Genomic DNA, 19,509 nt, shown 5'->3' on the forward strand with positions numbered 1-19,509 from the left:
AAAATTATTTGGAAAAGTAGGGAAAGTTGGGAGAATTTAAAAACATTAAAAACTAAAATTAGTGAAGATAGTTTGTAGTTTTGGTGGTTATGTAGTGAGAGTTAGGTTTGAGAAGTTTGAAATTTAGTAAGAAAATAAATAATAATTTTGAATAATATAAAAAACATTATTTGAATTATTTGTATAAAATATTTTAGATGAGTTAATTTTACATGTTTAGCATAACTTAATGGCATTATATATTTTATAAGATTATTAAGTTATATAGCTAAATTATAATAAAATATCTAAGTTTTAAAATAGGAATTTATATTTAGATTTTATTCCAAATATAAATTATCTTTAGTTTTTTTAGCAGGTTCAATATTTTTTGAATTAGGTAATTCTAAATTATCTTTACCTTTTATATAAGCTATAATATTATCAATATCCTTATTTGACAATTTATTTGCATATCTTTGCATAACAAATCTTGTTTTGCCTCCAAAATCTTTATCGTTTTTGTAAGATTTTAACATTGATTTTAAAGTAGATGCTGAATGAGTGTTTAAGGATTTAAATGTAGTGCTTGATTTATCTCCTAAATCTCCATGACAAGAATTGCATTTATGAATATTTATAAAAAGTTCTTTACCTAAATTAATATCTAAATTATCACTAAAAGTATAATTTAATAAATCATCTGTAGTCACTGCATTTATAGAATTTATAATACATAAAAATAATAAAATTTTTTTCATTCTAAGTCTTTAAAAAGCTAGGCTTAAAGCCTAGCAATTAATTAAAATGTATATTTAGCTTGGAATCTGATTAAACTTTCTTTTTTCTTATCAGACTTATCAAGACTTAATTTGTTATCTTTAGTAATACTTACTTCAGTAGCATCTTTAGTTTCTGCGTAAGCATAGAATGCTGAGAAGTTTAGTTTGTCGCTGTATTTGTAAGATAGTTGTGGCTTAACTTCAAATAATTTTTCTTTATTGTTAACAATTTTATTTGTTCCGCTAATAATATCAACACCAAATCTTACATCTTCAAATGTATAGCCAATTGTTCCGAATACGAAATCTTTTTTACCAAAACCACCTTGGTAGTCTTTCATTACGATTTCGCCGTAGTTGATTAATTGACCTTCATCTTCTACAGTATTAAGAGTTAATTTATCTTTTTTACCATAACCAGCATAACCTACATTGAAGTCTAAGCCGAATGCATCAAAGCCAGCTTCTGCTGCATAGAAGTTACCATTAGCTGCTACTTCACCTTTTCTATCTTTTTTAAGGCTATTGCCTGCGTATTGAGCGTGAATATTGTATGCGAAATCATCTTTATCGCCTAGAGCAACATTGAAATCTACTGCATAGAATGTGCCCCAGCTAGCCATATTTGAAACCCATAATTGAGCTGCTACTGGGTCAAAATTAGCAATTGCTGCTATACCATAAAGGTTCTTACTTGTAGCGTATTTATTACCTTCTTCATCTTTAACAAATAAAACACTACTTAAATCTCCATCATTGTTATAGTTATCAAATGCATAAGCTGCTAAAGTTACATTTTCAATGCTGTTATTTACTATTTTTAATCCTGTTCCTAGTAAATCATCAGTCCAAATTGAACCGATTTCCATTCTACCGAATATGAATGAAGTATCGTAATTTGTATAAGTTAAATAAGCATCTCTTACATTAAAAGTTTTTTTATCATTTAAATATGCTGAATTACCAAAAGAACCATCAGTGTTTGAATATTGGAATAATGCTGTAGCTTTAAAATTATCAGCTATATCAGCACCAAATTTTAATTGAGCTTTATAGTTGTGACCATTATCTTTAGATCTATCTATTTTTGTAGTAACTGAATTGTTTTTTATTTTTTCAGAATTTGTATCGTATCTATATCTTAACATTCCTGATAGGTCTACATTTTGAATAGCTTCATCTAAAGCAACTGCGTTCGCGAATGAGAACGAACCTGCAGCAACAACTGCTGCTAAACTTAATTTAACTAATTTCATTTTTTCTCCTTTTTTTGTAAAAATGTAAGGGAATAGTAGCATAAATTTTGAAAATTAAGCTTAAAGTTATATAAATTTTTAAAAAAATGTAATTTGAATTATTCTTAAAAAAGGAAAACCCCTTGATTTCTCAAGGGGTTTAAGTCTCTCAAGGAGTAAAAAACTAGTCTAAGTTGCGATGATTTTAAAGAAGCTAGGTTAATACTTAGTAAAAGTATTTATAGTAAGATTATTTTTTTAAACAAAACGAAAGAGCTATAATGAAAATTAAAGAATATTTACAAAAACATATAGATAAAATATATAAAAGTTATTGCAAAAAATCAGTATTTACTAACTATAAAATAATAGGAGTTAGAAACAATAAGCTTAAAAGGTATGCAAAAACTATAATTAAAAAGTATGATTTAAATGATTATTTATTAAATACTAATTTTAAAAGTTTTGATGAAATGCAACTTTACATACACGTATTAAATGAGTTAGATGATTATGATTTAGTGGTTAAGAATTTAAAAATAATATTAAAAATCATAGATAACTGGTGTAGTTGCGATACTATAAGACCTAAGTGTTTTGATAGTAATCTTGATAAGGTAGAGCAAATCATATACGAATGGATTAAGTCTAATACAATATATGAAATAAGATTTGGGATTTTATGTTTTATAAGATATTTTAGCAGTGATACCACAAAATTAGAAAAAATATTTAGTATAAAAAGTCAAGAATATTATGTAAATATGGCTAGAGCTTGGTATTTTACAGAACTTTTAAGTAATAATTTTGATGAAACTTTTAATTTTTTAAAAATTAAAAAATTAGATAATGAAACTTTATCAATGATGTTTCAAAAAATAAGTTATAGTGCAAAAATATCAGCAGAGAATAAGATTTTATTAAAAGATTTAAGAAAGTAATATGTTTTAAATAAGTAAAAATTAAATATGATTTCTACTTATTTAAAATTCTTTAACTTAGCTACTAAAATATCGCAAAATTCATCAAAACTAGCTCTATAATCTTTTAAATCCCCTAATTGCTTACCCCACATACATTCAGGATAAAATCCATCATCACTAAATCTAGCCATTATATGCCAATGGGCTTTAGGCAAGTAGTTAGCAAATGAAGCGTGATTAATCTTAGTTGGCTTATAAAAACTAATCATTTCTTTTTCTATAAGCATAGCAATTTTAAAAATTTTTAGGCTTGTTTCTTCATCATTACTAAGTTCTTTGTATTCGTCTTTTGCATGGATTTCTAGCCACGGGATAGAACTCTCGTGGCGTTTAATATAGCAAAAACTATTTTCATAAATCATACTTCAAAATCCCAAAAAAAACTAATCCATTCTTTAGCTTCTTTTACACAAAATTCAGGTTTTATAATAGCGCTTGGCTTATAAAAAATAACAGCAAGTTTAACTTCTAAATGTGGGTAAATTTCTAAGATTTTTTTACGAATTGCATCAAGACTTTCACCACTATCTACGATATCATCAATGATTAAAACTTTTTTAGCTTTACTTAAATCAGGAATATTAGTAATTTCAATAGTATCTAATTTTTTTTGCCCATCATAATGAATACTATTTAATACAAAAGCATTTCTGCTTTTAAGTGCAGTTGATAATGCGTGAGTAAGTGTAAGACCACCACGAGCAACACCTACAAAAGCGTCTGGGTTGAACTCATCTTGAATGCGTTTTGCAAACGGCTCAAAGTCATTTTTAAATTCATCGTAAGTATATTTATACATAGTTTTACCTTTTAATTAAATTTCATAAATTGTAGCAAGAACACTGCCATACAAATAATAGAGATAACGATTATACCACTACTTAGCTTATTAAATTCTTTTCTTAATAATCTAACTAATACATAAGAAATAAATCCAAAAGCAATACCTGTAGTAATTGAGTAAGTAAATGGCATCATAATTACTGTAAAAAATGTAGCAACACTATTTGCAGGGTCTTTAAAATCAATATTGCTAACTTCCATAAACATTAAAATTCCAACCATTATCAAGATAGGATAAATAGCATTAACAGGAATTGCTTGGAAAAATGGTAAAAAGAATATGCAAAGACAAAACATTCCCGCTAAAAATATATTGCTAAGTCCTGTTCTAGCACCACTTTCTATACCAGCACTACTTTCTACAAATGCAGTTGCAGTTGATGTGCCAATAACTGCTCCGATACAAGTTCCTGCCGCATCAGCTATCATAGTTTTACCTAATTTTTTATCTCCACTATCATCAAGAGTTCCGTCTGATTTTGTTTTATTTTTAAATATTCCGCCCCTAATTCCAGCACCAGTAATCGTGCCTATACTATCAAATAATTGAGTTACAAAAAGTGTCATTACTGCAGGTAATACCGATAAACTTAAAGCACTCATAATATCAAGTTTTGCAAAAATACTCATAAGCCCATCTTTTTCACTAAAATTTGGAATTGCCACAAATTCACTTGGTAATTTTGCTCCACCTATTCCAAAAGTCCAAGCGATAATACTACCTATTAAAACCGCTAAAATAAAGCCTGCTTTAATCTTCCAAGCCCAAAAACAAACAATTAAAAATAATACAAATAAACAAAATAACACATTAGGGTCTGCAAAATTACCTATTTTTAAAAGAGTTACAGGATCAGCCGTAACAATATGAGCCTGATTCATCCCCATAAACGCTAGAAAGCACCCAATACCAGCACTTATAGCACGGCGAAAATCTTCAGGAATACTTTTTAAAATAAAAATACGAAAATTTGTAAAAGAAAGAACTAAAAATATAAAACCACTTATAAAAACAGCACCTAAAGCAGTTTCAACAGGAATTCCTTGACCTTTGCACATTGAAAATGTAAAAAATACATTAAGCCCCATACCTGTACTCATTGCTATTGGAGAATTTGCAAAAAGTCCTGTAAATGCAGTTGCTATTATAGTTACTAAAGCAGTTGCTAACATTAAAGCTTCTACACTAAGCCCTGTATTGCTTACTATAAAAGCATTAGTTGGAATAATATAAAGCATTGATAAAAATGTTGCTAAAGCACCATTAAACTCATTTTTAACACTTGTATTGTTTTCTTTTAACTTAAAAAAGTCCATTTTTTTCCCTTATAAAAAAATATTTAGCGTAAAGCACCTAAGATTAAACACAATAAGATTAAAAATTCTAGCTCATAGCAGTATCCTTTTGTTTGTAGTAAGAAATTATTAGATTAAATTGTTTGAAAGTATATTTTTTGCAATCATATATTAATTGCATAATGAGTTTGAATGATGTTTTTAAAATGGAGCTAAAAACATATAAAGAATTCAATCAATATTCCTTAATCTCATTATATAAACTATCTCTTTCTATTGGAATTAAATTTGATGTTTTGATATTGTCTATGAAGTCTTGTAGCGTAATGCCATTCGCACTTTTTGCACCACCTGCACTTTGGATATTTTCTTTTTCTATTGTTCCATCAAGGTCATTTGCTCCGTATTCTTGAGCCACCATTGCAAGGTTTAATCCTAAAGTCGCCCAATAAGCTTTAATATGAGAAATATTGTCTAAAACAAGCCTTGCTATTGCAATAGTTTTTAGAATTTCTATACTTCCAAGCGGTTTTAAATCCTTTAAAAACGAATTGTCTTTTTGCCATACTAACGGAATAAAAGCATTAAATCCTTTGCTAATATCTTGTTGTTTTCTTAGTCTTAGCATATGGTCAATTCTGTTCTCACGACTTTCAATGTGTCCAAAAAGCATAGTTGCATTACTTTGTTTTCCTTTTTGATGCCATAGCCCATGAATCTTAAGCCAATTATCAGAACTAACTTTGCTAGCACAAAGCTCATTTCTAACTTTTTCATCAAAAATTTCAGCACCGCCACCCGGCATAGAATCAACTCCATATTCAAGCATTTTGTCAATTACTGCAGAATAATCTCCATCAAAAAAACTCTTTGCAATAAAATTAATTTCAGCAGCTGTCATTGCTTTAATATGTAAATGTGGGTATTTATCTTTAATTTTTCTAAAAATCTCAAAATACCATTCCCAACCACCTTTTTTATTGTGAGCTGAAACAATGTGTATTTCTTTTGTCCCACGAGTAACGGTATCATCAACTATTTTTAAGATTTCTTCGTGTGTTAGATGATATGGATTTGGATTGTGCCTATGAGCTGAAAATGCACAAAAAGCACAAGTATCAACGCACATATTTGTAGGATTTATGTGACGATTACAATTAAAATAAACTTTTTTTCCGTGAAGTTTTAATCTCTTTTTATTAGCGTAAAATCCTAAGACTTGCAAATCTAAATCGTATAACTTATAACAATCTTCTTCGCTTAATCTTTTACCTTCGTCTAACGCTTCTAAAATATCCATTTACCATCCTTAAAAAAGAAAAGTGATTATATTTATCTTTGTTTAACAACTTACTATAAATTAGCGTAATTTTTATTATTAAAGGATTAAAAATGTGCGGAATTATTGGATATTTAGGACAATTAGAAAAAAAAGAAATTATATTAAAAGGATTAAAAGAACTTGAATATCGTGGATATGATAGTGCAGGTATGGCTGTGTTAGAAAATAATGAATTAAGCTTTTTTAAAAAGGCAGGAAAATTAGAAAATCTTGTTAATTTTATGAAAAATTTAAACTTTAATGATGAAGGTGTAGCTATAGGTCATACTCGTTGGGCAACACACGGAAAACCTGATGATACAAATTCTCATCCACATTACGGCGAATATTCTTGCATAATACACAATGGAATTATAGAAAATTATAAAGAAATAAAAGAAGAACTAAAAACCACACATTTTAATTCGCAAACAGATACAGAAGTTGTTGTTCATTTGTTTGAAAAATATGCAAATACTTTAAGCCCTGAAAAAGCTTTTAGTGAAGTTATTAAAAAAATTGATGGAGCTTATGCAATATTATTAATCACAAAAAAAGCTCCAAATACTATATTTTTTGCTAAGAAAAACGCACCACTAATAATAGGAAAAGGCTCAAATAATAGTGAGTTTTATATGGCATCTTGTGATGCTCCATTGGTTGGTATTTGCAAACAAGTTGCTTATTTAAACGATGGGGATTTTGGCTTTTTAGATAAAAATGGAATTCATTTATTAAATGGCGTTGTTGAGTTTAAAGAATTAAATTGCGATAAAGAAAGTGCTTTAAAAGATGGATTTGATACTTTTATGGAAAAAGAAATCTACGAGCAAAGCCAAATCGTTCAAAATATATTAATAGGAAGAATTATTAATGATAAAGTATGTTTTGATGAATTAAAGAATTTAAATCAAGACTTTAGTAAAATCATAATTTGTGCTTGTGGCACTAGCTATCATGCAGCATTGGCAGCTAGCTATATTTTTGAAAGAAGTGCTAATATTGAATGCCGTGTAGAAATAGCAAGTGAGTTTAGATATAAAAATGGCTTTTTAGATAAAAATGCTTTATTCGTTTGTATATCTCAAAGCGGCGAGACAGCTGATACTCTTGAAGCTTTAAAAATAGCAAAAAATGCTGGGCTTAAAACTTTAGCATTATGCAATGTTGATAATTCAAGCATAGCAAGAGAAGCTGATTATTGTATTTTAATTCGTGCAGGGATTGAAAAAAGTGTAGCAAGCACTAAAGCATTTTGCGCTCAAATGCTAAATCTATGGCTACTAGCATTGTATTTAAATAAAAATCCTAATTTAGATATTAAAAAAGAATTACTTGCTATTAAGGATTTATCTAATGTATTAAAAGTAAATAAAAATACTCACGATAAACTAAAACGCTTAAGCAAGCGATACTTACACGGACACGGATTTTTCTTTATAGGTAGAGATTTATTTTATCCACTTGCACTTGAAGCAGCATTAAAATTAAAAGAAATAAGCTATATGCACGCAGAAGGCTATGCAGCAGGAGAGATGAAGCATGGTCCTATCGCACTTGCTGATAGCGAATTATTTACAATTGCATTTATGCCGAAAAATATTTTATATGATAAAACTCGCTCAAATGTCTTAGAATTAAGTGCAAGAGATGCAAATATTTTAGCAATTTCTCCTATTGAGTTTAGCGAGGCTGATGATTTTATAAAAACAAGCGAACAAGAACATTATCTAAGCGAATTTTTTGAAATGATGGTAATTATGCAATTATTTGCACTAGAAATTACAAATCGTGTTGGTGCAAATGTAGATATGCCAAGAAATCTAGCAAAAAGCGTAACGGTTGAATAAAGAATTTAAATTAGGATAATTTCCTAATTTAAATTCCATAATTTTATTCATTTATAGCATTTAAGTGTTGCTCTATTTCATCAAGGCTATTTGTATGAAAATTTCTTAATTTTATATTTGAATAAAGTAAGCCATTGGTTTTGATTTTTAAAAATCTCTTTTTTCTTTTATAGCTTTTAATATCGCTTAGTTTTATGTATTTTGTAAAAAATATAAATCTAACTCCAATTCTATCTTTATACAAAATCACTTTAATTATAGGCATATCATAAATATAAATCACAAGCAAAATTGAGAAAAATATGCCTAAATAAACAAAGCCTGCTTTAAAAGCTCCTTGTGTTATTGCAATAATCAAATAAATAAATACAAAATACAAAACACTGCTAAAATCTAATTTAGATTTAATTATTTTCGCATCCATAATTTACTCATTAATTGATAAAATCTCGGCTCTTCCATTTACAATAGCTACGCAGTGTTCATAATGAGCAGTGTTTAATCCATCTGCTGAAGCAGTTTCCCACATACCTTTTAGATTTTTAGGTCTTCCATCTTTTTGGCAAATCATAGGCTCTATACAAAATACCATTCCATTTTTAATCTTTGGACCATTTTTAATACTATCATTTGGGTGTAGATAGTTTGGTATTTCAGGCTCTGCGTGTGGTTTTCTACCAATGCCGTGTCCGCAAAATCCTTCTAGTGGAACAAAACCACGAGAGCGAATAAAGTCTTCTAAAATCTTGCTAAGCTCTTTAAATCTCATACCATCTTTAATATGACTTATTGCATTTAACAAGCAATCCTTACTGCAAGCAATTAATTCTTCATCTTTTTTAGAGATTTTGCCAACACCATAAGTCCTAGCAGCGTCGCCATAATATCCATCTATGAAAGTTCCAACATCACAGCTTACAATATCGCCTTCTTTTAAAACTCTATCATCAGGAATTCCATGAATGCAAGTTTCATTAAGACTAACACAAATTGCACCTGGAAAACCATAAAGCCCTTTAAAAGCTGGTTTTGCACCAAGACTTAAAATATAATCTTCTGCAGCTTTATCTAATTCTTTTAAAGAAATTCCTGGTTTTATTAAAGTTTCAAGATAATCTAGCGTTTTTGCAACCATTTTATTAGCTACTCTTAATTTTTCTATTTCTGCTGGTTTTTTAATTTCTATCATATTCATCCTTTCTTACTTTATACCCCAAAAATACAAGCACTAAGGCTATTATAAATTGAGAGATATTATCTTTATTAAAACCCACATAGTCTAACATTGAAGCATTAATTATAATTATACCAATGGCTGAATAAAGAAATATTTTAGTTAAAAGCCCAGTATTAGCCATTCTTGTGCAAGGACATTTCCTACTAAGTCTTTCTATTTTTTCATTTTTTGGTGATGCTTTTTGAAAAAACCAAGCCATCAAACCAAAAAATACTAAAATTAATTCTATTATTAACATTGCTTAATGTATCTTATCCAAGAATCAAAATGTGGTTTTTCTAAACTAACTTTTGTTTGATTTCCATGACCTGGTAGTAAATAAAAATCATCTTTTAAATTCTTTGCTTTTTCAAGACTATTTACCATATCATCAGCATTTGAGAACTCAAAATCCCATCTGCCTATACTTCTTTCAAATAAAAAATCCCCACTAAAATAAACATCATCAAATTCAATCATAGAACAACCTGGAGTATGACCTGCAAAATGATGAAAAGTAAATTTTAAACCATTAAACACTAATTCTTCTTTGTCTTCAACAGCTATTGCTATATCATCGCTTGGCAAAAAACCATAAAAAGGATTTTTTAACATAAATATATCATCTTTTGGGGTGTATAAAGGAGCGTTAAATTCTTGTGCTACTAATTTATTGTCCCATATGTGGTCGTGGTGTCCGTGAGTGTTTAAAATTGCTAGAACTTTGCTTGAGTTTTCTTTAATAAAACTTAAAGCACCTTTGCCTGGGTCTATTACAATATCTCCTAATTCGTGCTTTACAATATAACAATTTGTAGCGTAATCTCCACAAGGTCTTACTAAAATCTCATACATTTTTAATCCTTTCATAAAAATCTTTTAATATCTTAGTATCTTTACTAGCTCTAAAATCAATTATAATTTCTGATTTAAAATCTTTATTAAAAAATTCATCTTGCATAGTTTGTGCTAAAATTTTTGCTGGGTCAATCAATGTGGCTTTAGGAAAATAAGTTTTAAATTCTTGCTCTAAAAATGGATAATGAGTACAAGCATAAAGAATATAATCATAATTATTTTTATTAAAATAATTTGCAAAATCTTCACTCGCTTTAGAATAATCCATACTCTCAACAATAGGAACAAAAGAAATAGGACTTATAAAGTCAGCTTTTATATTATATTTTTTACAAGCGTTTTGATAAAGCCCTGAGCTAAGAGTTGCTTTTGTAGCTACTACTAAAGAATTTTGATTATTAGCAATTTGACTAAGCCCTAAAATACCATAATCACTTATAGGAAGAACTTTAATAGCTACATTCAGCTCGCTTAAAATTGAGCTAACTGTGTTACAGGCTAAAATAATCAAATCTACATTTAAACTTGTTAAATAATCAATTGCATTTTGACCGATTTTTAAAATTTCTTCTTTGCTTTTAGTTCCAAATGGGACATTTTTATTATCAGCATAATAAATTATTTCTTTTGCTACACGGCTTTTTACTAATAATTTTAAAGTTCCAAGCCCACCTACACCACTATCAAAAATTGCTATTTTATTTAGCATTTATATACCTTCTTGCATCTAAATATCTTGTATTCCAATATCTTACATTAAGGCTTTGAATTCTTGTTCCACCTTTTGAAGATAAATGTATAAAATTGTTATTTTCAAGATAAATTCCAACATGTAAGCCAAAAGGTCCATCTGTTCTAAAGAACACTAAATCTCCTGCTTTAAGCTTAGATTTTGAAACTTTTTTACCACCTAATCTTTGCTCTTTTGTACTTCTACTTAGATTAAATCCATATACTTGTTTATAAATCTCTTGAGTAAAAAAAGAACAATCCGCACCTTTGTTTTTATTAGTGCCGCCAAGTCTATAAGGAGTGTATCTCCACTCACTTGAAGAATTTAAAATACGCTCTACAATTTTATTTGTTTGTTGTACTTTTTCTATATCCAATTTAGTATCAAAAATAGCATTAGGAGTAAACATTTGTGCTGGATAATTAGAATAAACATCATCAATTAATACTACACCATTGATTTTATTTTGATAGTTTTCATAGTTATTGTTGGCTATATTTTGCGAACAAGCCACAAAAAATATAGCCAAAATAATCGGCAAAAATATTTGCCTATTTATAATCATAAGCCTACTGCACTTAAGGTTTGATATTTATTCACATACATTTGAGCTTCAATTTTTCTCATTGTATCAAGTGCTACCTGAACAACAATTAAAACTGATGTTCCACCAAAATAAAATGGAACTCCCATAAATTTAGCTAAAAGCCAAGGAAGAGTTGCAATAATTGCTAAATATATTGAGCCACTTAATGTCAAGCGACTTGCAATTTCATTTAAATATAAAGCTGTTCCTTCTCCTGGACGAATACCTGGAATAAAACCACCTTGTTTTTTTAGGTTTTCTGAAATATCTTTTGCATTAAATGCAATTGATGCGTAAAAATATGCAAAAAAGATTACAAAAAAGAATGTAAAAATATGAAATACATAACCATTTGGATTGAAAATATCATTAATTTTCATAATGTATTCATTTGTACTTGATTGTAAAACAGTAGCAGGAAATGTCAAAATTGCACTAGCAAAAATTGGAGGAATTACACCACTTAAATTTAATTTAATAGGAATATAATTCATAATTCTTTTATTTTGATTTTGCATTAAAACTTTTCTACTATAAGAAATTGGAATTCTTCTTTCTCCCAATTCTACATAAATAATAGCACCAATAGCTGCAATAATAACTAAGGCAATACCAATTACTACTAAGAAATTTAATTCACCAGTATTTACAAGGTTAATTGTGCTAGAAATCGCACTAGGAATTCCCGAAACGATACCAGCAAAAATAATTAATGAAATACCATTGCCAATACCTCTTTGAGTAATTTGCTCGCCTAACCACATAAGCAACATAGTTCCAGCTAACATACTAGCAGCGCTTAAAGCTATAAATGTATTAAAATCAATCATAATAGCAGCTTCACCTGTTCTTGAGTGTAAGCTTTGAAGCCCTACTGAAACTCCAACACTTTGAATTAAAGTAATTACAATAGTTGCTACACGAATAATTTGCATATATTTAACCATTCCATCGCGTTCTTTTTTCATACGACCGATATTTGGAAATGTTGCTGCAAGTAATTCCATAATAATTGATGAAGTAATATAAGGCATTATACCTAAAGATATGATTGATAAACGCTCAGCAGCTTTTCCACTAAACATATTAAACATACCTAAAGCATTATTTGTGTTTGATTCAAAAAATTCTTTAATTACATCTACATTTACGCCAGGAACTGGCACGTAAGCCAGTATCCTGTAAGCAAATAAAAGCGCCAATGTTATAAAAATTTTATTGGCAAGATTTTTATTCATTATTTACTTCCGCTAGTTTTAATGTTTTCGTCTTTGATTTTTGCTACTAATGAACTAGCACTTGCGCCAATTAATTTTATTTTCTTAACGCTTGAAGAAAATTTATGAACACTTTTTAAGCTTTCAAAAGTAATTTCTTTTAATTCTTTAATAGCTGTAACTTTTTCAACATTAATTACATAAGGTTTTTCAAACTTAGAAGTAAAACCAACTTTAGGTAATCTTCTTTGAAGTGGTTGCTGACCACCTTCAAAACCTCTTTTTTCATTATAACCTTTTCTAGCTGTTTGACCTTTGCCACCTTTTGTAGCAGTTTTTCCCCAGCCAGAACCTTGACCACGGCCTATTCTTTTTGTTTTATGAGTAGAGCCTGCTGCTTTTTGTAAATTTTCAAGTCCCATTTTTTATCCTTTCAACATACTTAAAGCTTTGATTGTAGCTCTTACAACGTTGCCTGGATTTGATGAACCAAGTGATTTTGTAAGAATATCTTTAATACCTGCAAGTTCAATAATTGGACGGCTTGAACCACCTGCGATAACTCCAGTACCTTCGCTAGCAGGTTTTAATAAAATACGGCTTGCATTGTATTTTACTTCAATATCGTGTGGGATTGTTTGGCCACGAAGTTTAACTGAAATGATATTTTTAAACGCATCATCTACTGCTTTTTTAATAGCATCAGGAACTTCTTTAGCTTTACCATAACCAACACCTACAAGGCCATTTTTATTACCTACAATTACAAGTGCTGTAAATCTAAAGCGGCGACCACCTTTAACAACCTTTGTAACTCTACCGATATCAACAATTACTTCTTCAAATTCTTCTCTATTATATTTTTCCATAATTTATCCTTATAGTTTGATACCGTTTTCTCTTAAAGCATCAGCAAAAGCTGCTACAACACCATGGTATAAATAACCATTTCTATCAAAAACTGCTTCTTCAATTTTTGCTGCTTTTAAGCTTTTTGCAAATTCAGCTGCTAATTTCTTAGCACCTTCAATATTTGCTTTAATGCCTAATTTTTTACCATTTACGCTAGCTATTGTGTGAGCTTTTACATCATCAATTGCTTGAACATAAAGCGTTCTATTTGATTTAAAAATAGATACTCTTGGTAAAGTTGCACAACCGCTAATTTTTGCACGAATTCTCTTTTTTCTCTTAATTCTAAGAGATAATTTTCTTTTTAAGATATTTGCTCTCATTATTTATCCCTTACTTCTTAGATGTTTTACCAGCTTTGCGAATAATACGCTCATCTGAATACTTAATACCTTTACCTTTATATGGCTCAGGTGGTCTAAATTCACGAATTTTAGCTGCAACTTGACCTACTACTTGCTTATCAGCACCTGTAATTACGATAGTATTTTTCTCAACTGCTATTTCAATGCCTTCTGGAGCATCAAAAATTACTGGATGTGAGTAACCTAAAGCCATTTCTAAAGTTTTACCTTTCATTGCAGCTTTATATCCAACACCATTTATTTCTAATACTTTTTTAAATCCTTGAGTAAGACCTATTACTATGTTATTAGCTAAAGCTCTGTAAGTTCCCCAATAAGCTCTTGAACTTCTATCATCACTTTTTGGAGTGAATACTACTTGATTGTCTTTAACTTCTACATTTACATGACCTTTAAAATCAAGTTCTTTTTTTACATTTCCTTTAGTAAAACTAAGAACATTACCATCTACTTTAGCTGAAATTCCAGCTGGAATTTCAATTGGTTGTTTTCCTATTCTTGACATATTTTTCCTTTTTATTTGTCTAGGGAAAGCTTAAGCTTTCCGAATGCCATAAAAAGCATTAATTACCAAATAGTGCAAAGTACTTCGCCACCGATGCCTTCTTTATAAGCAACTTCATTGCTAATAACACCTTTGCTTGTACTTACAACTATTGTTCCATAACCGTTTTTAAATCTTTTGATTTCATCTTTACCACGGTAAACTCTACGACCAGGTTTGCTAACACGCTTTATTTCATTAATAACGCTTTTGCCTTTTTCATCATATTTTAAAACTACATTGATGAATTTCTTTTTATCTTCTTCAACAACGCTATAATCTTCAATATAACCTTTCGCTTTAAAAATATCAACAATAGATTCTACAACTTTTGAATGTAGTAATTTTGTTGTATCTAATTTACGAAGTGCTGCATTTCTAATACGAGTTAGTGAATCTGAAATTAAATCGTTAATCATAACTTCTCCTTACCAGCTAGCTTTCTTAAGACCAGGAATTAATCCTTCATTAGCCATTTTTCTTAGGCACACACGGCAAATTCCAAAATCTCTATATACTGAGTGTGGACGACCACAAATTTGGCATCTTGTATAAGCTCTAACTTTAAACTTAGCTGGACGAGCAGCTTTTGCTATCATTGATTTTTTTGCCATATTACTTTCCTTTTGTGAAAGGCACACCGAATAATTCTAATAATCTTAATGCCTCTTTATCGCTATTTGCTGTTGTTACAACATTTATATTCATACCATGGGTTCTTAAAATTTGGTCATATACAACTTCAGGGAACATTAATTGTTCATTTAAACCGAAGCTATAATTTCCACGACCATCAAAACCATCTCTACTTAGGCCTCTAAAGTCTTTAACTCTTGGTAATGCAATAGAAATTAACTTATCTAAAAACGCATACATATTGTCTTTTCTTAAAGTTACCATTACACCAACAGGGAAACCATCTCTTACTTTAAAACCAGCAACTGATTTTTTAGCTTTAGTTACAACTGCTTTTTGTCCTGAAATTAAACTAATTGTATCAACAATGCTTTGTAATACTTTTTGATCTTTAGTAAATTCAGCACCTAAACCAACGCTAATTACAATTTTTTCAATAGCAGGAATTAACATAGGATTTTTAATATCAAATTCTTTAGCAATAGCAGGCTTAATGCTATTAACATATTTTTCTTTTAATCTCATATTATGCCTCCACCTTTGCTACATTTGAAATATCCATAGGCATTTCCTTATTTACAAAACCACCTTGTGGATTTTGCTCGCTTGGTTTAACTGCTTTCTTAGCAATTTTGCAACCTTCAACGATTACTTGATTTTTCTTAGGAAAAACTGCCTTTACAACACCTGTTTTACCTTTATCATCACCTGCGATAATTTTTACATTATCACCTTTTTTAATTTTAAATTTAACAGCCATTATAAAACCTCCGGAGCTAGTGAAACAATTTTCATAAAGCCACCATATCTTACTTCTCTACCAACTGGCCCGAAAATACGAGTTCCAACTGGCTCTCTTTTAGCATCTAAAATAACTGCTGCATTTTCATCAAAACGAATTAATGAGCCATTTTCTCTTTGAACTTCTTTTTTAGTTCTTACGATTACAGCTTTAACTACTTGACCTTTTTTAATTTTACCATTTGGTAAAGCTTTTTTAACAGATGCAACTATAACATCACCTACAGTAGCATATCTTCTCTTGCTACCACCTAATACTTTTATACACATAATTTCTTTTGCGCCGCTATTATCAGCAACTACAAGCCTTGTAAAACTTTGAATCATTACTCAACTCCTGCTGCTAAGATTGTTTTAAGACGAAAAGATTTGCGTTTTGACAATGGTCTGCATTCAATTGCCACAACTGTATCGCCAACATTAGCAGTATTTTTTTCATCATGAACTAAATATTTTTTAAAGCGTTTTACAATCTTTCTATATCTTGGGTGAACAACTTTACGCTCAACTAGAACGCTAACTGTTTTATCACCTGATTTTGCAACGATTACGCCTTGTATTTCTCTTTTAAAACTCATAATTAGCCCCTTATTTCATAGCTGATATTGCAGTATTGATTTTAGCAATATCTTTTCTTACTACGCGAAGCTCATTTGTATTTGTAAGCTGCATCGTTTTAAGCTTTTGTTTTAGTGTAAATAAAAGCACCTTTTTCTCTTTTAACATAGCATTTAATTCTTCTGCTGTTTTATCTTTTAGCTCAGTATATTTCATTTTCACTCTCTCTTGTAACGAACTTAGTTTTAAATGGTAATTTACTCATAGCAAGTGCAAGAGCTTCTCTAGCCATATCTTCACTAACGCCTGTCATTTCAAAAAGAATTCTGCCTGGTTGAATATTCATTACCCATTCTTCAACACTACCTTTACCTTTACCCATCCTTGTTTCAAGTGGTTTTTTAGTTAAAGGTTTATCTGGGAATACTCTTATCCATGATTTACCTTGTCTTTTAACATGACGAGTTAGAGCAATACGAGCTGCTTCAATTTGGCGTGAATTAACTCTACCACCCTCAGTAGCTTTTAAAGCATAATCACCTAGAGCAAGTTTTGTGCCACGGCAAGCATAGCCACGATTGCGGCCTTTCATCATTTTTCTAAATTTTGTTCTTTTTGGCATCAACATAATTATTTACCTCTTCTGGTTCTTCTTGTCTTCTTTGCTGCTGGCTCTTCAGTTTTATCAGCTTGAACACCTTTATGTAATACCTCACCTTTGAATATCCATACTTTAATACCTATGTTTCCATAAGTTGTATGAGCTTCAGCAAAACCATAATCAATTTTTGCTCTTAAAGTATGTAAAGGCACACGACCTTCAAGATACCACTCTGTTCTAGCCATTTCAGCACCACCTAAACGACCTGCAACGCTAACTTTAATACCTTTTGCTCCTGCTTTTTGTGCATTTTGAATAACTTTTTTCATAGCACGGCGGAAAGCAACACGCTTTTCAAGTTGAGTTGCAACACTTTCTGCTGCTAATTGAGCTGATGCATTAGCACGACGCTCTTCTTTAATATTAAGATTTACTTCTTTATTGATAATTTTTTGTAGTTTTGTTTTAATTACTTCAACATCACTACCTTTTTTACCAATGATAATTCCAGGACGAGCTGCAACTACAGTAACTCTTAATTTCTTAGCAGTTCTTTCTATTATTATTTGACTAACGCCTGCATAGTATAGCTCTTTTTTAAGAAAAGCACGGATTTTATAATCTTCGCCTATGCTTTGTGCTAAACTAGCTTTAGCTGGAAACCATCTTGATTCCCAATTTCTATTAATTCCTAGTCTAAGACCGATCGGATTTACTTTTTGTCCCATTTTAGCTTTCCTTACTTTCAGTTTTTGCTCTGCTTACTTCAACCATAATATGAGCAGTTGGTTTTCTAATGCGACTTGCACTACCTCTTGCTCTTGGTCTAATTCTTTTTAGAACTGCACCTGCATCAACACGGCATGAACTTACTACAACTTCACTTGGCTCATATCCACCATTTGCAACAGCACTTGAAATTGCATTAGAAATGTATTTTGCTGCTTTATTTGGCATAAATTTTAAACTAGCCATTGCTAATTCAGCATTCATTCCTTGAACTTCTCTTGCTAACAATCTTGCCTTAGTTGGTGATAGTCTTATGAATTTAATTAATGCTTTACTCATCTACTACCCCTTATTTTCCAATTTTCTTCTGCACAGAACCTTTGTGGCCTTTAAATGTGCGAGTTGGTGCAAATTCACCTAATTTATAACCTATGTGATTTTCAGTTACATATACTGGAATAAAGCTTTTACCATTATGAACGTTAAAAGTAAGACCGATCATATCAGGAGTTATAGTGCTTCTTCTTGACCAAGTTTTAATTGGTTTATTATCGTTAGCTTTTTTTGCTGCGATAACTTTTTTCATAACATGAGAATCAACAAAAGGACCTTTTTTTAATGATCTAGCCATCTTATTTTCCTTTTCTTCTTGATATTATTAGCTTATCGCTAGCCTTTTTACGGCGAGTCTTAGCACCTTTAGTTGGTTTACCCCAAGGTGTAACTGGGTGACGACCTGAGTTCTTTTTACCCTCACCACCACCATGTGGGTGATCTACTGGGTTCATTGCACTACCACGAGTTTGTGGGCGAATACCTCTATGTCTATTGCGTCCTGCTTTACCGATTGTAACGTTAGCCCAATCTTCATTACCAACTTCACCAATACTAGCCATACATTCAGCTAATACTCTTCTCATTTCACCTGATTGTAAGCGAACGATTACATATTTTTCTTCTTTACCCATTAATTGAGCAAAAGAACCTGCTGAACGAATCATTTGTCCACCTTTACCTGGTTTTAACTCAAGGTTATGGATAATTGTACCTACAGGAATTGATTTTAATTTCATAGCATTTCCTGGTTTAATATCTAAACCTTCAGCAGCTGAACAAACAATGTCATTTACTGCTAAACCACGAGGTTGGATAATATATCTTTTTTCACCATCTTTATAAGCGATTAATGCAATACGGCAATTTCTGTATGGATCATACTCAATAGCTTCTACACGACCTTCAATTCCAAATTTATTTCTTTTGAAATCAATGATACGATATAGTTTTTTAGCACCTGCTTCTTTATGGCGACTTGTTATTCTTCCGTTGTTATTTCTACCTGCTGCAGCTGGAAGTTTTACAAGTAATGAGCGAACACTAGCTTTTGCTGTAATATCATCGCTACTTACACCTGTAATATATCTTCTGCTTGGGGTATATGGTTTATAAGTTTTAATAGCCATC

31 protein-coding genes are annotated in these 19,509 nt (G+C 30.4%); 2 read left to right on the forward strand and 29 right to left on the reverse strand.

The window, feature by feature from the left end; all coding sequences use genetic code 11:
* Positions 1-320: 320 nt before the first annotated feature.
* Positions 321-740, reverse strand: coding sequence for a c-type cytochrome (locus tag AVBRAN9333_RS00975; RefSeq protein WP_214116020.1), 420 nt, complete (start codon positions 738-740; stop codon positions 321-323).
* 41 nt (positions 741-781) lie between these two features.
* Positions 782-2,017: a major outer membrane protein gene (locus tag AVBRAN9333_RS00980; RefSeq protein WP_239803240.1), complete on the reverse strand. Its 1,236-nt coding sequence runs from the start codon at positions 2,015-2,017 to the stop codon at positions 782-784.
* A 260-nt stretch (positions 2,018-2,277) separates the two neighbouring features.
* Here AVBRAN9333_RS00980 and AVBRAN9333_RS00985 point away from each other — a divergent pair, with 260 nt between their 5' ends.
* Entirely contained in the window at positions 2,278-2,937 is a 660-nt protein-coding gene (locus AVBRAN9333_RS00985) for a DNA alkylation repair protein (RefSeq protein WP_336609284.1), read from the forward strand.
* 38 nt (positions 2,938-2,975) lie between these two features.
* Here the strand turns inward: AVBRAN9333_RS00985 and AVBRAN9333_RS00990 are convergent, their stop codons facing one another.
* The 4 genes from AVBRAN9333_RS00990 to mqnE form a co-directional block, all read right to left on the reverse strand.
* Positions 2,976-3,341, reverse strand: a complete 366-nt coding sequence (locus AVBRAN9333_RS00990; RefSeq protein WP_336607263.1) for an HIT family protein — start codon at positions 3,339-3,341, stop codon at positions 2,976-2,978.
* A complete protein-coding gene (locus tag AVBRAN9333_RS00995; protein WP_214116028.1) occupies positions 3,338-3,778 on the reverse strand; it encodes a phosphoribosyltransferase in 441 nt (146 codons plus the stop codon). Before AVBRAN9333_RS00995 ends, AVBRAN9333_RS00990 begins: the two co-directional genes overlap by 4 nt.
* A gap of 11 nt (positions 3,779-3,789) precedes the next feature.
* Positions 3,790-5,139, reverse strand: a complete 1,350-nt coding sequence (locus AVBRAN9333_RS01000) for an NCS2 family permease (protein ID WP_214116030.1) — start codon at positions 5,137-5,139, stop codon at positions 3,790-3,792.
* Positions 5,140-5,353: 214 nt separating this feature from the next.
* The gene (gene mqnE / locus AVBRAN9333_RS01005; RefSeq protein WP_214116032.1) at positions 5,354-6,418 is read right to left on the reverse strand and encodes an aminofutalosine synthase MqnE; all 1,065 of its coding nucleotides are present in this window, start codon (positions 6,416-6,418) and stop codon (positions 5,354-5,356) included.
* 92 nt (positions 6,419-6,510) lie between these two features.
* On the opposite strand from mqnE, the gene glmS reads away from it, so the two are divergent.
* Positions 6,511-8,289: a glutamine--fructose-6-phosphate transaminase (isomerizing) gene (glmS, locus tag AVBRAN9333_RS01010; protein ID WP_239803239.1), complete on the forward strand. Its 1,779-nt coding sequence runs from the start codon at positions 6,511-6,513 to the stop codon at positions 8,287-8,289.
* A gap of 43 nt (positions 8,290-8,332) precedes the next feature.
* Here glmS and AVBRAN9333_RS01015 read toward each other — a convergent pair whose 3' ends face one another.
* The 23 genes from AVBRAN9333_RS01015 to rplB form a co-directional block, all read right to left on the reverse strand.
* Complete coding sequence (locus tag AVBRAN9333_RS01015) at positions 8,333-8,713, reverse strand: hypothetical protein (protein WP_336609285.1); 381 nt, start codon at positions 8,711-8,713, stop codon at positions 8,333-8,335.
* 3 nt (positions 8,714-8,716) lie between these two features.
* Positions 8,717-9,478: a type I methionyl aminopeptidase gene (gene map, locus AVBRAN9333_RS01020; protein WP_214120232.1), complete on the reverse strand. Its 762-nt coding sequence runs from the start codon at positions 9,476-9,478 to the stop codon at positions 8,717-8,719.
* Positions 9,465-9,764: a hypothetical protein gene (locus tag AVBRAN9333_RS01025; RefSeq protein WP_214120231.1), complete on the reverse strand. Its 300-nt coding sequence runs from the start codon at positions 9,762-9,764 to the stop codon at positions 9,465-9,467. Before AVBRAN9333_RS01025 ends, map begins: the two co-directional genes overlap by 14 nt.
* Positions 9,758-10,360: an MBL fold metallo-hydrolase gene (locus tag AVBRAN9333_RS01030; protein ID WP_214116043.1), complete on the reverse strand. Its 603-nt coding sequence runs from the start codon at positions 10,358-10,360 to the stop codon at positions 9,758-9,760. Before AVBRAN9333_RS01030 ends, AVBRAN9333_RS01025 begins: the two co-directional genes overlap by 7 nt.
* Entirely contained in the window at positions 10,353-11,072 is a 720-nt protein-coding gene (locus AVBRAN9333_RS01035) for a glutamate racemase (protein ID WP_239803237.1), read from the reverse strand. Before AVBRAN9333_RS01035 ends, AVBRAN9333_RS01030 begins: the two co-directional genes overlap by 8 nt.
* Positions 11,062-11,661, reverse strand: coding sequence for an NlpC/P60 family protein (locus tag AVBRAN9333_RS01040; RefSeq protein WP_214150166.1), 600 nt, complete (start codon positions 11,659-11,661; stop codon positions 11,062-11,064). The genes AVBRAN9333_RS01035 and AVBRAN9333_RS01040 overlap by 11 nt, the downstream gene beginning before the upstream one ends.
* Complete coding sequence (gene secY / locus AVBRAN9333_RS01045) at positions 11,658-12,920, reverse strand: preprotein translocase subunit SecY (RefSeq protein ID WP_214116056.1); 1,263 nt, start codon at positions 12,918-12,920, stop codon at positions 11,658-11,660. The genes AVBRAN9333_RS01040 and secY overlap by 4 nt, the downstream gene beginning before the upstream one ends.
* Positions 12,920-13,321, reverse strand: coding sequence for a 50S ribosomal protein L15 (rplO, locus tag AVBRAN9333_RS01050; RefSeq protein ID WP_214116065.1), 402 nt, complete (start codon positions 13,319-13,321; stop codon positions 12,920-12,922). The genes secY and rplO overlap by 1 nt, the downstream gene beginning before the upstream one ends.
* A 3-nt stretch (positions 13,322-13,324) precedes the next feature.
* Complete coding sequence (gene rpsE, locus AVBRAN9333_RS01055; RefSeq protein ID WP_214116067.1) at positions 13,325-13,768, reverse strand: 30S ribosomal protein S5; 444 nt, start codon at positions 13,766-13,768, stop codon at positions 13,325-13,327.
* 9 nt (positions 13,769-13,777) lie between these two features.
* A complete protein-coding gene (gene rplR, locus AVBRAN9333_RS01060) occupies positions 13,778-14,134 on the reverse strand; it encodes a 50S ribosomal protein L18 (protein WP_214116069.1) in 357 nt (118 codons plus the stop codon).
* Between the two features lie 10 nt (positions 14,135-14,144).
* The gene (gene rplF / locus AVBRAN9333_RS01065; RefSeq protein ID WP_214116071.1) at positions 14,145-14,681 is read right to left on the reverse strand and encodes a 50S ribosomal protein L6; all 537 of its coding nucleotides are present in this window, start codon (positions 14,679-14,681) and stop codon (positions 14,145-14,147) included.
* Positions 14,682-14,743: 62 nt separating this feature from the next.
* Positions 14,744-15,139 (reverse strand): 30S ribosomal protein S8, encoded by a 396-nt coding sequence (rpsH, locus tag AVBRAN9333_RS01070; RefSeq protein ID WP_214116073.1) that lies wholly within the window; start codon positions 15,137-15,139, stop codon positions 14,744-14,746.
* Between the two features lie 9 nt (positions 15,140-15,148).
* Positions 15,149-15,334, reverse strand: a complete 186-nt coding sequence (locus AVBRAN9333_RS01075) for a type Z 30S ribosomal protein S14 (protein ID WP_172234194.1) — start codon at positions 15,332-15,334, stop codon at positions 15,149-15,151.
* Between the two features lies 1 nt (position 15,335).
* Positions 15,336-15,881 (reverse strand): 50S ribosomal protein L5, encoded by a 546-nt coding sequence (gene rplE, locus AVBRAN9333_RS01080; protein WP_214116075.1) that lies wholly within the window; start codon positions 15,879-15,881, stop codon positions 15,336-15,338.
* Position 15,882: 1 nt separating this feature from the next.
* Positions 15,883-16,116, reverse strand: coding sequence for a 50S ribosomal protein L24 (gene rplX, locus AVBRAN9333_RS01085; protein ID WP_214116077.1), 234 nt, complete (start codon positions 16,114-16,116; stop codon positions 15,883-15,885).
* Entirely contained in the window at positions 16,116-16,484 is a 369-nt protein-coding gene (rplN, locus tag AVBRAN9333_RS01090) for a 50S ribosomal protein L14 (RefSeq protein WP_214116086.1), read from the reverse strand. Before rplN ends, rplX begins: the two co-directional genes overlap by 1 nt.
* On the reverse strand, positions 16,484-16,735 hold the full coding sequence (rpsQ, locus tag AVBRAN9333_RS01095) for a 30S ribosomal protein S17 (RefSeq protein ID WP_214116088.1): 252 nt from the start codon (positions 16,733-16,735) through the stop codon (positions 16,484-16,486). The genes rplN and rpsQ overlap by 1 nt, the downstream gene beginning before the upstream one ends.
* Before the next feature lie 10 nt (positions 16,736-16,745).
* Entirely contained in the window at positions 16,746-16,931 is a 186-nt protein-coding gene (gene rpmC, locus AVBRAN9333_RS01100) for a 50S ribosomal protein L29 (RefSeq protein ID WP_214116089.1), read from the reverse strand.
* Positions 16,918-17,343, reverse strand: coding sequence for a 50S ribosomal protein L16 (rplP, locus tag AVBRAN9333_RS01105; RefSeq protein WP_214116091.1), 426 nt, complete (start codon positions 17,341-17,343; stop codon positions 16,918-16,920). The genes rpmC and rplP overlap by 14 nt, the downstream gene beginning before the upstream one ends.
* Positions 17,344-17,345: 2 nt before the next feature.
* On the reverse strand, positions 17,346-18,044 hold the full coding sequence (gene rpsC, locus AVBRAN9333_RS01110) for a 30S ribosomal protein S3 (RefSeq protein WP_214116093.1): 699 nt from the start codon (positions 18,042-18,044) through the stop codon (positions 17,346-17,348).
* 1 nt (position 18,045) lies between these two features.
* Entirely contained in the window at positions 18,046-18,384 is a 339-nt protein-coding gene (gene rplV / locus AVBRAN9333_RS01115) for a 50S ribosomal protein L22 (protein ID WP_214116095.1), read from the reverse strand.
* Between the two features lie 10 nt (positions 18,385-18,394).
* Complete coding sequence (gene rpsS / locus AVBRAN9333_RS01120) at positions 18,395-18,676, reverse strand: 30S ribosomal protein S19 (RefSeq protein ID WP_214116097.1); 282 nt, start codon at positions 18,674-18,676, stop codon at positions 18,395-18,397.
* Between the two features lies 1 nt (position 18,677).
* Complete coding sequence (gene rplB / locus AVBRAN9333_RS01125) at positions 18,678-19,508, reverse strand: 50S ribosomal protein L2 (protein ID WP_214116098.1); 831 nt, start codon at positions 19,506-19,508, stop codon at positions 18,678-18,680.
* Position 19,509 lies beyond the last annotated feature (1 nt).

It is taken from the genome of Campylobacter sp. RM9333 (assembly GCF_020137705.1).
GTDB lineage: Bacteria > Campylobacterota > Campylobacteria > Campylobacterales > Campylobacteraceae > Campylobacter_E.